This window comes from Bradyrhizobium sp. NBAIM01 (assembly GCF_020194115.1).
GTDB classification, from domain to species: Bacteria; Pseudomonadota; Alphaproteobacteria; order Rhizobiales; family Xanthobacteraceae; genus Bradyrhizobium; species Bradyrhizobium yuanmingense.
Window position 1 is genome coordinate 298,521 of sequence record NZ_JADYVU010000001.1, and the last position, 14,174, is coordinate 312,694.

Sequence of the window (14,174 nt, forward strand, 5' to 3'; positions counted from 1 at the left end):
TCATTCCAGCCAGGTGGTCGAGACGTCGATCACGCCGTTGTAGATCTTCGGAAAGCCCTTCAGCTTGGCGCTGGACAGCGCGTAATAGGTATTCTGGAAGGTCCAGAACCAGATCGCCTCCTTGTTGATCAGACGGCTGATGGCGCAATAATCCTCAGTGCGCTGGCCGATGTCGGCGGTGACGCGCGCATGGTCCAGAAGCTTGTCGAGCTCGGGGTTCGCGTATCCGGCGAGCGCCAGCGGGCTGCCGCTGCGGAAATTCGCGTACATCTGCGGATCGGGATCGGCGAGATCGACGATGCGCCACGGCGTCAGCTGGAACTGCCGGGTGAAGGCGCGCGTCGGAATCGTGGCCTGGTCGACCTGCTCGATCTCCATGTTGGCGCCGACGCGCTTCCAGAATTGCTGCAGCACTTGGCCGACCATGCGGCCGCGCGGCGTCGCCGTCACCAGCATCTTGAACTCGACCGGCTTGCCGTACTCCTTGATCAGCGCCTTGGCCTTCTCAACGTCGAACGGCAGCGCCCCGTCGTCCTTGCACTTGACCCAGGAGCCGTCGCCGTAAGGATTGCTCGCGGGCCGGCTCAGGCCGTTGCTGATCGCTTGCGACATCTTGGGACGGTCGATCGCCATCACCAGGGCCTGCCGCACCCTCACGTCATCGAACGGCGCCACCTTGGTGTTGAAGGCGTAGACCTGCGCGCCCGAGCCCTTGTAGGTGTGCACGGTGAGCTTGGGGTCCTTCTGCGCCCTCATGATGTTGTCGGCGTCGTTCTCGTCATCCCAGATGATGTCGGCCTCGCCCGATTGCAGCGAGGCAAAGCGCGACTGCGCGTCGGGCAGCGGCTTCAGGACGATGCGGTCGAGATACGGGCGACCCTTGTCCCAGTAGTTCGGGTTCTTCTCCAGCACCATGCGGTCGCCGGCGGTCCATGATTTCAGGATGTACGGGCCGGTGCCGACGGGATTGCGGTTGTAATCGTCGCCCTTGGTCTTCCAGGCGGTCGGCGAATGGATGACGTTGTTCTGGCTCTGGATGGTGATCGTCGCCGGCAGGTTCACGGAAGGATCGGTGAGATTATAGACGATTGTGTATTCGTCCGGCGCCAGCACCTCCTTGACGTTGGTGATGTAGAAGGCGCAGCGGCACTTGTTGGCGGGGTCCTTCTGCCGGTCGAAATTCTCCTTGAAGGCCTGCGCATTGAACGGCGTGCCGTCGTGGAATTTGACGCCTTCGCGGAGCTTGAAGGTCCAGGTCTTGTAGTCCTCGGAATGGCTCCAGGACACCGCGAGCTTCGGCGCGGCCTCGCCCTTGTCATTCAGCGTCGTCAGCGTGTCGAAGATCGCGGCGGCAGCGGTGAAGGTCGAGGTGTCGTAGACGCCGACCTTGAGCGGATCGAAGCCTGCGATCTCCAGCTCCTGACCGACGGTGATGCTGCCGCCTGATTTCTGCGCCTGCGCTGGCGTAGCCAGTGCAAATGCCGCAACGAGGAAAATAGGCACGCGCCTGCGTGCCAAGGCCGCCGCGTTCGTCATGGTTCCTCCCGGGATCCCTCGTCCGATGTTTCGGATCGTGAATGACTCGGAGGCGAGCTTGGCGACAAATGCCCGCCTCGGCAAGAGGAACGAACGAGAGTTCGAACGCCGCATGTGGCGGCGATGAGACTCAGGATGTCGCGGCCGTTTTGCCTGGCGGAATTGCCGTACCGTCCGCAAGGCCGATCTCCTGGCGCAACGCGTCGGTGTGCTCCCCGAGCACGGACACGGTCTTGGCCGGCGCCGTGTCAGCCCCCGACATCCGAAACGGCAGGTTGAGCACCTGGAACGAGCCGCCCTCGTCCCGCACCTCGGAGAGTGCCTGGCGGTGCGCAAGCTGCGGATCGGCCAAGGCCTCGGACACGCTGCGATAGGCCGAGGCCGGCACGCCGGCAGCGCCAAGCACGCGCAAGCACGCATCGGTCGAAAGCTGCCGCGACCAGATTTCGACGCCGTCCATCAGCTCGGCCCAGTTCGCGCGCCGCGCAGCATAGGTGGCGAAGCGTGGATCGGAGACCCAGTCCGGGCGGCCGATCACCCCCATCAGGGCCTGGAACGTCTTCTCGCTGGCGATCGTGATCATGACGTAGCCGCTTGCCGTCTCGGTCGGTCCGAACATCGGGCGTGGCGGCGGCGGCACCGCGAATTGCGAGCTCTGCAGCTCGGTCAGCGTCAGCGACAGCATGGTTTCCAGCATGGAGACGTCGATGTGCTGGCCGGCGCCCGTCACGCTGCGTTGATAGAGCGCCGACGCGATCGCGCCAAAACCATAGGTCCCGGTGACGACGTCGGCGTGGTAGATACCGCAATAGTCGGGACGGTTGCGGCCCGGCTGGTAGGCGAGATGGGCCATGTCGTAGCCCGAGGCCGCGTGGATCACCGGGGCGTAGGCCGGCAGCTCGGCCGAAGGGCCGGTCTGGCCATAGCCCGAGATCGAGCAGTAGATCAGCCTCGGGTTGACCTGACGCAGGCTGTCGTAGTCGAGCCGAAGGCGGCGCATCACGCCGGGACGGAAGTTCTCGACCAGAATGTCCGACGTCGCGGCCAGCCGGCGCACCGCCTCCTTGCCATCCTCGGACTTGAGGTCGAGGACCACGCTCTTCTTGCCGACATTGAGCTGACCGAACGCGGTGCTGCAGCCGTTGCGGAGGGGAGGCCGCGTCCGCATCGTCTCGCCGCCATCGGTCTCGATCTTGATGACCTCGGCACCCATGTCGGCGAGCATCCGTGTGCAATGGGGCCCGGCGATGGTGGTCGAAAAATCCAGCACCCGCAGGCCCGCGAAGGCCTTTGTCGTCGTCCCCTCATGCTTATCTGCTAGCTGCATGCCTGCCTGCGCCCTTGAACTCGTGGAACCATCGAAGATCTTTGTTGTTGATGCGGCGACCCTAGAGGGCGGCGGCTGAGTAGGAAAGTGTTTACCGAACAGACGTGCCGCGTGGGCGGGCTTTGGATTTCCAGCACAACTGGACCCGTTCTTGCATAGCAGCAAGCGGGGTCGAAAGAGGGCGGTTGTTCTTGAGGGTCTTGTTCGTCACCACAGAGATGGACGACTTCGTTCGCGTCGGCGGATTGGGCGCCGTTTCCGCCGCCCTCCCCCGCGCACTTCGCTCCTTCGCCGATATCCGGATCATGCTGCCCGGCTATCGCGACATCATCGAGCAACTCACGCATATTCAGGTCGTTGGCCGCTGTCCCGCATTCGCGGAGATGCCGGCCTGCTCGCTCGGCCGTGCCGCGACCAAGGACGGCCTGCCGGTCTATGTGCTGTTGTGCTCGCAGCTCTACGACCGACCCGGCAACCCCTATGGCGACGAGTTCGGGCGCGATTGGCCCGACAACGACATCCGCTTCGCGCGCTTGGCCTCGGCCGCGGCTGAGCTCGCCATGGGCAAGCTGGACAAGAATTGGGCAGCAGACCTGATCCATGCCAACGATTGGCAGGCCTCGCTCGTGCCGGCCTATCTGGCCTGGCAGGGCGCCAAGCTGCCGTCCATCCTGACCATCCATAACCTCGCCTATCAGGGCCTCTTCCCGAAGGACTCGCTGCGGCGGATCGGCGCACCGGAGAGCTCCTTCCACATCGACGGCGTGGAGTTCTACGATCAGGTCTCCTTCCTCAAGGCGGGCCTCGTCTACGCCTCGCACCTCACCACGGTCAGCGGCACCTATGCGCGGGAGATCACCACGGCCGAGTTCGGCTGTGGCCTCGAGGGCCTGCTCCGCCTGCGCTCGGACGCCGCCGAGCTCACCGGCATCCTCAACGGCATCGACGAGAGCTGGGACCCGCGCTCCTGCGCCCAGCTCGCCCAGCAATTCGGCGCCGGCGACTGGGTCGGCAAGAAGGCCAACGCGGACTACGTCCGCAAGCAGTTCGGGCTGGCGGTCTCGCGCGGGCCGATGTTCGGCATCGTCGCGCGCCTCGTGCACCAGAAGGGGATCGACCTCGTGCTGTCGGCGGCGGACGAGATCGTCGATGCCGGCGGGCAGATCGTGGTCACCGGCTCCGGCGAGCCGGCGCTCGAGCAGGCCTTGATCGACGCGCACCGCCGCCGCCCCGACTCCATCGGAGTTGCGATCGGCTTCAACGACGCCCAGGCGCGGCGCATCTTCGCCGGCAGCGACTTCACCTTGATGCCGTCGCGGTTCGAGCCGTGCGGGCTCAGCCAGATGTACGCCCAGCGCTTCGGCTCGCTGCCGATCGGTCACCAGACCGGCGGCCTCGCCGAGACCATCAGCGACGGCGAGACCGGCTTCCTGTTCTCGAGGCCGTCGCGCGAGTCCTTCCTCGGCGGCGTGCGGCGCGCCTTCTCGGCCTTCATGGCCCACGACCAGCTCGATACGATGCGCCGCAGCGCCATGGGGCGCTCGTTCTCCTGGAGCATCTCGGCCGGCAGCTACAGCGCGCTGTACCGCAAGCTGGCGTCGGCGTGAGGCACCGCTGTCATTCCGAGGCGCGCCGTTTGGCGCGAACCCGGAATCCATCGCTCCGCCGGAAATGCTGGGAGAAATGGATTCCGGGTTCGCGTTCCGCGCGCCCCGGAATGACAAGCTGCAACGAGCTTGCCTCGAGTCCCTATTTCCCGCGCACATCCATCTGCGAACGGCCGATCCAGGCGCGATTAAGACACCGTGTCATCCAGTCAGGCTGCGCTTCGCCCCGCAGCCGCGCCTGCGCTTCCTGGTAGGGACCGACATAGCGCAGCCGGCCAGGCAATTTCGGATAGACGCGCCGAATCCACCGCAGCGCGTGATCGGCGGATCGGATCGCACGCGCGTCGAGCTCGAAGCCGAAGCCCGCGCGCAAGCGCTCGGGCAGCATGCTCGCGGTGAGCGCGCAATACCAGCGCGGCGGCCGCAGCCACGGGCGCGCGCCGCTGAATATCTGCGCGGCGATCTCGCGCGCCGCAGGGCCAACGGTTAGCGTCTCCGACTGCGCCATTGCCTTGGTGTAGGCGACGAAGCCGGACCAGTCCGCCGGCAAATCATCCCCCTTTAATCCGAAGAGGGCGCCGTACAGCCTGGCCTCGCTCCAATAGCGATCGCGCTCCTCCGCCGAGAGTGGCGGCAGCACCAGATCATGTGCCATGAGCGCGGTCTCGACCAGCGTGGCGTGGACCCAGCGCAGCGCGGGGATGTCGTTGGCGCAGTAGCGCGAGCCGGCCGCGAACGGCCCCACGGTCTCGGGCATCTCGCCGACGATCATGCTGTGACGCCGATGTAGCTGCCGGGACGACAGCAGCGCCCGGTCCAGCGAACCGAACACCATCGTAAAGACGATGTCGAAGGTGCGATGGAAGCGGCCGATCGGATCGGCAAGGGTGCGCGAATGCTCGGCGATCGCCGCCGCCACCCAGGGATGGGCCAGTTGCAGCAGCAGCGCACGGCCGGCGCCGAGAAAGAGCACGGCCTCCCGGTCGATCTGCCAGGTCAGTGAGGCCGGACCGAATACGCCCGCGACCGGTCCCGCCGCGTTGGCACGCAGCGTCTCGAGCGACTCCTCCAGATCTTTCTCAGCGACCAATTGCAAGCCTCGCGACGAAGATACGGCGACCATACTCCGGACCGCGCGCCTGCAAAATCGTCGTCGTGCGAGGCTATGACGAACAGAGCCTCACTCCGCCGCCATCGGCATCTCGTCCATATGCTCGTGCAGCACGACGCCGGCGAGCGGATCGAATTCGCCGATCCAGGGCTTGCGCGCCAGCACCGATTTCGTGTGCGCATAGCCGGCGTGCCAGCGCCGCGTGATCCCGGACGGACTGAAGTCGATATCCTTGGTATGGGTCTCGTGCTCGAGCTGCGGCGCCAGCAGACGCACCACATGCATGCGGGTCGGGCAGCCGTAGCTCGTCAGTTCCCTCACCGCGGGATCGTTGCGCTCGCTCTCGGGCAGCCGCGCCGCGAGCTGGTTAATGACGTGGCGCAGACGATGGGCCTGCTGCTGTCGCACGATCTGGCTGGCGATGCGGCTGGAATATTGCACGTCCTTGTGCCGGTTCAGCACCTCCGCCATCGTGGTCGGCTCCGGCCCGACCGGATTCCACAGATGCACGGAGAAGATCAGCGAGTTCCTGCGTGGATTGTCGTCGAACACGGCTTCGGTCGGCGTGTTCGACAGGATGCCGCCGTCCCAATAGAGCTCGCCGTCGATGCGCACGGCGGGGAAAGCCGGCGGCAGCGCGCCCGAAGCCATCACATGCTTCACCGTCAGCTCGCCGTCGCGGCTGTCGAAATAGCGCATTTCGCTGGTGCCGACATGAGCCGCACCGACCGTCAGACGCGGCGCGCAGCGGTTGGCGAGATCAAAATCGACGAGCTCGCTCAGCGTCTTCTCCAGCGGCGCGGTCGAATAATAGCCGGCGTAATCGGCGCCCAGCGGATAGGAATCGCCGGCATGGGCCAGCGGATTGGGCCGGAAGAAACCGGCAATGCCGTGGGTCACGGTCGACCAATAGGCCAGCTTCTCGTTGAAGCCGGGAAACGCGGTGCGCCAGTTCCAGACCGGCTGCTGCTCCATCCGCTTCCAGAACTCACGCAAGCGCGCGAGGCGGTGCTCGGGCGCGTTGCCGGCGATGAGGCTCGCATTGATCGCACCAATCGAGGTGCCAATGATCCAGTCCGGCTCGATGCCGGCTTCGTGCAAGGCCTGGTAGACCCCGGCCTGGTACGAGCCGAGCGCGCCGCCGCCCTGAAGCACGAGCACGACCTGACCCGGCAGGTCGAACTTCCTGTGCTGCGAATTGTCCTGCGTGCTCATGTCTCGCTCCTGGTGAGCTTGCGCCGTTCGAGTATTCGACTTGCTGCGCCGGCCCATGTCAATGCGCGGTCCAACCGCCGTCGACCGGCAGCGCAACGCCGGTGATCGAGGCCGCCGCGTCCGTCGACAGGAACACCGCGAGTGCGCCGAGCTCCTCGACCGCAACAAAGCGCTTGTTCGGCTGTTGCGCCAGCAGCACGTCGCGGATCACCTGATCGCGGGAGATGCCATGGGCCTTGGCCTGGCCGTCGATCTGCGCCTCGACCAGCGGCGTATGGACATAACCAGGGCAGATTGCGTTGCAGGTGATGCCCTGCTCCGCCGTCTCCAGCGCCGTCACCTTGGTGAGGCCGACGATGCCATGCTTGGCGGTGACATAGGCTGCCTTGAACGGCGAACCGACCAGGCCGTGCGTGGAGGCAATGTTGATGATCCGGCCGAAACCGTTCTGCCGCATTGCCGGCAACGCGAGCCGCGTGGTGTGGAAGGCCGAGGACAGGTTGATTGCGAGGATCTGGTCCCACTTCTCGACCGCAAACTGGTCGAGCGGCGCGACATGCTGGATGCCGGCGTTGTTGACCAGGATGTCCAGCCGGCCGGATTGGGCCACCGTTGCCGCGATCATCTCGGCGATCGATTTCGGCCTCGTCATGTCCGCCGGCGAATAGCTGGCCTTGACGCCGAACTCGGCGGCGATCTGCTCGCGCGTTCGGCCGATCTCGCTGGCGACACCAAGGCCATTGAGCACGATGTCGGCGCCCGAGGCGGCGAGGGCCCGCGCGATACCGAGACCGATGCCGCTGGTCGACCCGGTGACAAGCGCCACCTTGCCGGCAAGCACGCGTGATGAAGCGGACGTCTGCGTCTTGATGGGAATATTCATGATCCAGACCTCTTCTCAGCGCGACACCGCGCCAGCCTGGAGCGAAATGTGCCGGATCTCCGGGATTTGCGGAAATGCCGGTTGGCTTCCGAGTCGATACGTCCGCGCTATCGCAGGCGGGATGTCATTTTTCGCCCTGATCGGCTAGATTTCCGGTCGATTTTTGCTGGGAGCCGATCCATGGAAATGCACCAGGTCCGCTATTTCCTCGCGGTGGCGCAGCTCTTGAACTTCACGCGCGCGGCCGAGGAATGCAACGTCACGCAGCCCTCGCTGACGCGAGCGATCAAGCAGCTCGAGGCCGAGCTGGGCGGCGACCTGTTCCGCCGCGAACGCCCCGCCGCGCAATTGACTGAGCTCGGCCAGCGCATGCATCCACTCCTGAAGCAGTGCTATGACGCGGCCATCGGCGCGCGCTCGCTCGCCTCCTCGTTCAGGAGCGGAGAGATCGGTGCGCTCCGCATTGCGCTGACGCATTCGATCGACCTCGCTTTGCTGATTCCGCATCTCAACGAGATCAAGCGGCAGTTCAACCGGCTCGAATTCCGCTTTCTGCGCGGCTCGGGCCGGGAGGTCGGCGACTTCCTGAAGAAGGGCGAAGCCGAGCTCGGCATTGCGGCCGAGATCGACGAGGCCTGGGACCGGCTGGATGTCTGGCCGCTGTTCACCGAGAGCTTCGAGCTCGTCGTCGGCGATGGGCACCGGCTGGCCGGCCGCAGCTCGGTCGAACTGGACGACCTGCGATCGGAGTTGCTGCTGAGCCGAACTTTCTGCGAGCACGCGCGCCGCATCTCCGCGAGCCTGCGCGAGCACGGCATCGACATCGAACAGGGTCATGAGGTCTCGAACGAGCGCGATTTGATCGAGCTGGTCGAGGCCGAGATGGGCATCGCCATGGTGCCGCACACCTCGCCAGTGCCGGAGCGGCTGACCCGCGCCGCGGTCACGGGGCTGGACGCCCGCCGCACCGTCAATCTCTATGGGGTCGCCGGCCGGCAACGCACTGCCGTGGGCAACGCCGTGATGCGCATGCTGCGCGGCGCCGACTGGCGCGAGATCGCGGGGTAGTCTTTACAGTGTCGACCGCCCTTCCCCTCTCCCCCTGTGGGAGAGGGTGGCTCGCCGCATAGCGGCGAGACGGGTGAGGGGTATCTCTCCGCGACTCCAATCCTCATTTGTGATTGCGGAGGCAACCCCTCATCCGGCGCTTCGCGCCACCTTCTCCCACAAGGGGAGAAGGAAGAAAGCGTAGCTCAAGTCTCCTGGCTCGCGCGCTCCAGCGCTTCGATCAGATCCTCGATCTCCATGCGCTTGCGGAAATCCGGATCGACGAAGCGGGCCTTCACGATGCCGTCGCGTCCGACCACGAACACGGCCGGGATCGGCAGCATCCAGCCGTCATTGCCGTGGAATTTCGCCATGTCCTGATAGGATAGCAATTGCTGGATCTCGGCACCTAACCAGATCGCGAGGTTGAGCGACAGCGCATAGCCGTTGTCGAGATCCGTCAGGATGGGAAACGGCGCGCCGGATTCGGCCTTGAGCTGCCCGGTATATTCCTGCGTCTCCGGCACGATCGCGATGACCTGCGCCCCCATCGCCTTGATGCGGTCCAGCGCCTGGACCACGGCGCGGACATTGAGCCGGCAATAGGGACACCAATGGCCGCGGAAGAACATCACCGCGACGGGGCCGCCCTCCAGCAGCGAGGGCAGCGACACGAGACGCCCACCCTCGTCGGGCAGCATGAACGGCGGCATCGGATCGCCCGGCCGCGGCGCGGTCTCGCCGCCGCCGTTGTCGCTCAATCGCGCGACCAGGCGATCGACCGCCTCGCCATAGGCCGGAAAGACCTCGCGGCTGGCATCGGCATAGGCGCGGAGCTGTTCGTTCAGCGTGCTGTCCATGTCGCGGCAGCGCTGGAACGCGAGCCTGAGCTGTTCGGCATCGGCTGGCGAGAGAGACGTCATCTTCCTGCTCCGGCTTCCTTGCGGGCGAATATTAGTTTCCCGGTTCGCCCGCCCGCAAGGGGCGACCGCAATCGGGCGTGCTGGCATCGGACGCCGGATGCTGCGAAAGCGGAAATGCCGATGCCCAATCGGTTCGATAGCTGCCGCCTATCGGCATAGCGCGGGGCTATCGCATCGAAAGCAAGCCGGCATTTCAACATGGAAAAGGTCTCGACGAAGCTCCTGCCATAGCCCGCGGCCATCAGGGCTCGCGGCCAACAGCGGAGACTTTCCATGTCTAACCATCTCACAATGTCGCGCGTGGTTTGGACAGGCGTTGCCGTTCTCGGCGCGCTGACATTTGCGACGCCGGTTTTCGCCGGCGAATGTCCGGCCGGCAAGACCAAGCCGAATGCGCAGCCGATGGTCGACTACAAGCCTGTCGGCGTTACCGACGTGACGCTCGGCGCGATCGATCTCGGCAAGCAGCCCGCCCGTATTGAGGGCCGCGAGCTGCGCTTCCGCAAGCTGACCATCGAGCCCGGCGGCATCGTGCCCTGGCACAGCCATGACGACCGTCCGGCCCTGATCTTCGTGCAGCAGGGCGAGATCGTCGAATACGCCTCCAACTGCGTCGACCCGATCGTGCACAAGGCCGGCGACATTCGCCCCGAAGTCCACGGCACCTCGCACTGGTGGAAGAACCTCGGCAAGGAGACCGTCATTCTCTATGTCGGCGACGTCCGCAAGGATCCCAACGACCGCCATATGTAATTCCCTGCGGCCATACTTCGAGACGCCCGCTTCAGGCAGGCTCCTCAGGATGAGGACGGAGTGTGCGGCAGCAGCCTCGGCGGCCACGATGTCGCTTAGCCTCATCCTGAGGAGACCGCCACCGGGTCGGCGCAGAGCGCGGCCCGATGACAGGCTCCGCGGTCGTCTCGAAGGACGAGGCGCGCGCTCGGGGCATGAGGGAGCGCAACGACATGACCGATCTTTCCGCATCGATCAAACCGACCGCGACGACGATGAATGCGCATTCCCCTGGCTTCGCGTTTCGCTCGCTCGTGATCGGCCTCACCGCATTCCTGACGGTCGTCGATCTCTTCGCGACGCAGGCGATCCTGCCCTCGCTGACACGGCACTACGGCGTCACACCCGCGGCAATGGGCTTTGCCGTCAATGCCAGCACCTTCGGCATGGCCGCAGCCAGCCTCGTCGTCGGCTTCTTCAGCCCGCGTATCGACCGGCGAACGGGCATCCTGCTCAGCCTGGTCCTGCTTGCGGTTCCCACCAGCCTGCTTGCTGTCGCGCCCAATCTTGCCGTCTTCACCGCGTTGCGGGTCGCGCAGGGCCTGTGCATGGCGTCCGCCTTCGCGCTCACCCTCGCCTATCTCGGCGAGCAATGCAGCGCCATGGACGCCGGCGGCGCCTTTGCCGCCTACATCACCGGCAATGTCGCCAGCAATCTCGTCGGCCGGCTGATCTCGGCCGCATTGGCCGATGGCCTCGGCCTCGCCTGGAACTTCTACTTCTTCGCGGCGCTCAATCTTGCCGGCGCGGCGCTGGTCTATTTCACCGTCAACCGCGTGCCGCCGATGCATGCGATGACGCCGGCGGCTTCGCCGCTCGCCGCCACCATCGCGCATTGGCGCAATCCGCAGCTGCGCGCCTCTTTCGGCATCGGCTTCTGCATCCTGTTCGCCTTCATCGGCACCTTCACCTACGTCAATTTCGTGCTGGTGCGGCCGCCGCTGTCGCTCGGCATGATGGATCTCGGCCTCGTCTATTTCGTCTTCCTGCCGTCGATCGTCACGACGCTTCTGGCCGGCAGGGTGGCGGCGCGGCTGGGAACGCGGCCCACGATCTGGGGCGCGCTCGCTGTTGCCGGGCTCGGCCTGCCCTTGATGCTGTCGCCGCGTCTGGGCGAAGTGCTCGCCGGCATGGTCCTGGTCGGGGTCGGCACATTCTTCGCACAGGCCGCCGCGACGGGTTTCGTCGGACAGGCCGCAGCCGACAATCGCGGCATCGCCAGCGGGATCTATCTTACGTGTTACTTCTGCGGCGGACTGGTCGGCACCGCCGTGCTCGGGCGCCTGTTCGACGCTTTCGGATGGCAGGCGTGCGTATTCGGCGTGGGCGCGGCGCTCGCTGCCGCAGCCCTGCTTACATTCGCCCTGAAACGCTAGCGCTTGGCCGGCGCTTCCTGCGGCGGCTCGTCGTCGGCGATCGCGCGCCAGGCGGCGCCGTCGAGATCGTCGTACTGGCCGCTCCTGAGCGACCACAGGAAAGCGACGAGACCGGCACCTCCGAGCATCAATGCTAGCGGGACCAGGATGACCAGTATCTCCATTACACGATCTCCCGCGAGGCGCTGCGGGCGCGCAGCGAGTTCAGCATCACCAGGATCGACGATCCGCTCATGGCGGCAGCGGCGATCAGGGGCGTCACGACGCCGCTGATCGCAACCGGCACCGCGAGCACATTGTAGCCGATCGCAAGCCAGAGGTTCTGCCGCATCAAATGCAGCGCCTTGCGCGAGGCGTCGATGGCGGCGACGACGGGAACCAGCGGCCGGCCGAGGAAGACGAGATCGGCGGTGGCCTGGCTGAGATGCGCGGCCGAGATCGGCGACATCGAGACATGGGCCGCCGCGAGCGATGGCGCATCGTTCATGCCGTCGCCGACCATCAGCACTTTCGCACCGCGCCGTTTCAGCTCCTCGATCCGCGCGATCTTGTCGGCCGGGGTGACGCCGGCGCGCCACTCGGGGATGTCGAGCGATTGGGCCGCGGCCTTCACGGCCGGCTCGCGATCGCCGGACAGGATCTCGATGCCGATGTTGCGCGCCTTCAGAGCCGCGATCACCGCCTTGGCATCGGGTCGCAGGCCCTGGCGAACCGAGAGGATGAATTTTTCGCTGCCCTTGCTGAACGCGACGATGGAAGCTTCGGGATCGACCAAGGCGCTGCCGACCAGCGCCTCGGCACCGCAGAAGGAGGGACGGCCGAGGCGAAGCTCGAGGCCGTCGACGGTCGCACGGACACCCTGCCCGGCCTCCTCCACCGCACTGAGGATCGGAGACTTCGCACCGGCAGCTTGCGCGACGGCGGCAGCCACCGGGTGATGGCTCGACAGTGCGAGCCGGCCGGCGAGTTCGAAGACATCGGCGGGAATGTCGGCGGCATTCACCACTTCGAGCTCGGGCAGCGTCAGCGTGCCGGTCTTGTCGAAGATGACATAGTCGGCTTCGGCCAGCCGCTCGATCGCATCGCCCGCATTGAGCAGCACACCGGCCTTGAACATCGCGCCCGAGGCCACCGTCTGCACCGTCGGGATCGCAAGCCCTAGGGCGCAGGGACAGGTGATGATCAGCACGGCGACGCCGGTCACGATCGCATCGTGCCAGCTCGCACCGGCGAGGACCCATCCGAGAATGGTCAGGAGCGCGGTCGCATGCACCACCGGCGCATAGAGCCGCGAGGCCCGGTCGGCAAGGCGCATGTAGCGCGAGCGCGCCTGGAGCGCGTTGTCGAGCAGCCGCGTGATCTCGGCGAGCAGCGTCGCCTCGGAGGCGGCCGAGACCCGCACCCGCAAGCTGCCGGAGATGTTCATCGATCCCGCATAGACCGGCGTGCCCTGCTCGGCCGTGACATAGAGCGTCTCGCCGGTGATCAGGCTCTGGTCGATCTCGGAACGCCCTTCGATCACGGTGCCGTCGATCGCGCAGCGCTCGCCGGGCCGGAGCAGCACGATGTCGCCCGGATTGATCGCCGCCACCGGCACCTGCGAGATCTCGTCGGGCCCGATGAACTTCGCGGCCGTCTCAGCCTTCAGCGCGGCGAGATTGCCGGCGACCGCGCGGGTCCGCCGCCGCATGTTCTGGTCGAGGAAGCGGCCGACCAGGAGGAAGGTCAGCAGCATGATCGCGGCGTCGAAATAGGCATGCTCGGCGTGGTGGATGGTCTCGACCACGGATATGCCGAGCGCCAGGATCACGCCGATCGAAATCGGCACGTCCATGTTGGTGGTCTTGGCCGACAGAGCGCGCCAGGCCGAGCGAAAGAACGGCTGGCCGGCATAGGCCGCCGCCGGCAGCGCGATCAGCGCCGACAGCCAGTGGAAGAAATCGCGCTGCTCCGGCAGCATGTCCGAGACGTTGCCGGACCACACTGGGATCGACAGCATCATCACGTTCATGGTGGCGAACGCGGCGACCCCGAGGCAGCGCAGCAGGAAGCGGGATTCGGCGACCTCGGCCACTTCCGCACTCTCGGTCTCGAACGGATAGGCCTTGTAGCCGAGCTCTTCGAGCCGGTCGATGAAACGGCCGGGGTCGAGCGTGCCCGCCTTCCATTCCAGCGCGACGCGGCGGTCGGTGAGGTTGACGCGCGCCAGGGTGACGTCGGGGATGGCCGAGAGCCCGCGCTCGATCTTGGCCATGCAGCCGGCGCAGTGAACGCCCTCGACGGCGAGATCGATGTGCCGGAGGCCCTCGCCCGCATCGCGGACGTAATGAGAGAAATCGCGCGTGACCTGCATGACG

General features: G+C 66.0%; 12 protein-coding genes. 4 read left to right on the forward strand and 8 right to left on the reverse strand.

The annotated features are described in order from the left end of the window. Complete coding sequence (locus I6F31_RS01300; protein ID WP_109144553.1) at window positions 1-1,536, reverse strand: ABC transporter substrate-binding protein; 1,536 nt, start codon at window positions 1,534-1,536, stop codon at window positions 1-3. A gap of 130 nt (window positions 1,537-1,666) precedes the next feature. Further along, window positions 1,667-2,863, reverse strand: coding sequence for a CoA transferase (locus I6F31_RS01305; protein ID WP_036025930.1), 1,197 nt, complete (start codon window positions 2,861-2,863; stop codon window positions 1,667-1,669). A 191-nt stretch (window positions 2,864-3,054) separates the two neighbouring features. Between I6F31_RS01305 and glgA the strand changes: the two genes are divergently transcribed. Then, entirely contained in the window at window positions 3,055-4,470 is a 1,416-nt protein-coding gene (gene glgA, locus I6F31_RS01310) for a glycogen synthase GlgA (RefSeq protein ID WP_225184556.1), read from the forward strand. A 142-nt stretch (window positions 4,471-4,612) separates the two neighbouring features. Here glgA and I6F31_RS01315 read toward each other — a convergent pair whose 3' ends face one another. The 3 genes from I6F31_RS01315 to I6F31_RS01325 all read right to left on the reverse strand — a co-directional run bounded on the left by I6F31_RS01315 (window position 4,613) and on the right by I6F31_RS01325 (window position 7,679). After that, window positions 4,613-5,560, reverse strand: a complete 948-nt coding sequence (locus I6F31_RS01315; RefSeq protein ID WP_225184557.1) for an oxygenase MpaB family protein — start codon at window positions 5,558-5,560, stop codon at window positions 4,613-4,615. 90 nt (window positions 5,561-5,650) lie between these two features. Then, on the reverse strand, window positions 5,651-6,796 hold the full coding sequence (locus tag I6F31_RS01320) for a patatin-like phospholipase family protein (protein ID WP_225184558.1): 1,146 nt from the start codon (window positions 6,794-6,796) through the stop codon (window positions 5,651-5,653). Window positions 6,797-6,854: 58 nt separating this feature from the next. Then, window positions 6,855-7,679 (reverse strand): 3-hydroxybutyrate dehydrogenase, encoded by an 825-nt coding sequence (locus tag I6F31_RS01325; protein WP_225139632.1) that lies wholly within the window; start codon window positions 7,677-7,679, stop codon window positions 6,855-6,857. Between the two features lie 180 nt (window positions 7,680-7,859). Between I6F31_RS01325 and I6F31_RS01330 the strand changes: the two genes are divergently transcribed. Beyond that, a complete protein-coding gene (locus I6F31_RS01330; RefSeq protein ID WP_036004434.1) occupies window positions 7,860-8,747 on the forward strand; it encodes a LysR family transcriptional regulator in 888 nt (295 codons plus the stop codon). Between the two features lie 185 nt (window positions 8,748-8,932). Here I6F31_RS01330 and I6F31_RS01335 read toward each other — a convergent pair whose 3' ends face one another. After that, on the reverse strand, window positions 8,933-9,649 hold the full coding sequence (locus I6F31_RS01335) for a peroxiredoxin-like family protein (RefSeq protein ID WP_225184559.1): 717 nt from the start codon (window positions 9,647-9,649) through the stop codon (window positions 8,933-8,935). 273 nt (window positions 9,650-9,922) lie between these two features. Between I6F31_RS01335 and I6F31_RS01340 the strand changes: the two genes are divergently transcribed. Both I6F31_RS01340 and I6F31_RS01345 read left to right on the forward strand, forming a co-directional pair. Further along, the gene (locus I6F31_RS01340) at window positions 9,923-10,402 is read left to right on the forward strand and encodes a cupin domain-containing protein (protein WP_225184560.1); all 480 of its coding nucleotides are present in this window, start codon (window positions 9,923-9,925) and stop codon (window positions 10,400-10,402) included. A gap of 212 nt (window positions 10,403-10,614) precedes the next feature. Further along, the gene (locus I6F31_RS01345) at window positions 10,615-11,817 is read left to right on the forward strand and encodes an MFS transporter (RefSeq protein WP_225184561.1); all 1,203 of its coding nucleotides are present in this window, start codon (window positions 10,615-10,617) and stop codon (window positions 11,815-11,817) included. On the opposite strand, the gene ccoS is transcribed toward I6F31_RS01345, so the two are convergent. Further along, the gene (gene ccoS / locus I6F31_RS01350; RefSeq protein ID WP_008550618.1) at window positions 11,814-11,981 is read right to left on the reverse strand and encodes a cbb3-type cytochrome oxidase assembly protein CcoS; all 168 of its coding nucleotides are present in this window, start codon (window positions 11,979-11,981) and stop codon (window positions 11,814-11,816) included. The two genes, I6F31_RS01345 and ccoS, sit on opposite strands and share 4 nt — an antisense overlap. Continuing rightward, window positions 11,981-14,170 carry a cation-translocating P-type ATPase gene (locus I6F31_RS01355; RefSeq protein ID WP_225184562.1) on the reverse strand — a complete coding sequence of 730 codons (2,190 nt, stop codon included), beginning with the start codon at window positions 14,168-14,170 and terminating at the stop codon, window positions 11,981-11,983. The genes ccoS and I6F31_RS01355 overlap by 1 nt, the downstream gene beginning before the upstream one ends. Between the last annotated feature and the right edge of the window lie 4 nt (window positions 14,171-14,174).

Excerpts from the sequence above, each read along its gene's own strand:
- ccoS (WP_008550618.1), bottom strand. The coding sequence starts at position 11,981 with ATGGAGATACTGGTCATCCTGGTCCCGCTAGCATTGATGCTCGGAGGT.
- I6F31_RS01320 (WP_225184558.1), bottom strand. The coding sequence starts at position 6,796 with ATGAGCACGCAGGACAATTCGCAGCACAGGAAGTTCGACCTGCCGGGT.
- I6F31_RS01345 (WP_225184561.1), top strand. The coding sequence starts at position 10,615 with ATGACCGATCTTTCCGCATCGATCAAACCGACCGCGACGACGATGAAT.
- I6F31_RS01305 (WP_036025930.1), bottom strand. The coding sequence starts at position 2,863 with ATGCAGCTAGCAGATAAGCATGAGGGGACGACGACAAAGGCCTTCGCG.
- I6F31_RS01325 (WP_225139632.1), bottom strand. The coding sequence starts at position 7,679 with ATGAATATTCCCATCAAGACGCAGACGTCCGCTTCATCACGCGTGCTT.
- I6F31_RS01355 (WP_225184562.1), bottom strand. The coding sequence starts at position 14,170 with ATGCAGGTCACGCGCGATTTCTCTCATTACGTCCGCGATGCGGGCGAG.
- I6F31_RS01340 (WP_225184560.1), top strand. The coding sequence starts at position 9,923 with ATGTCTAACCATCTCACAATGTCGCGCGTGGTTTGGACAGGCGTTGCC.
- I6F31_RS01300 (WP_109144553.1), bottom strand. The coding sequence starts at position 1,536 with ATGACGAACGCGGCGGCCTTGGCACGCAGGCGCGTGCCTATTTTCCTC.
- I6F31_RS01335 (WP_225184559.1), bottom strand. The coding sequence starts at position 9,649 with ATGACGTCTCTCTCGCCAGCCGATGCCGAACAGCTCAGGCTCGCGTTC.
- I6F31_RS01330 (WP_036004434.1), top strand. The coding sequence starts at position 7,860 with ATGGAAATGCACCAGGTCCGCTATTTCCTCGCGGTGGCGCAGCTCTTG.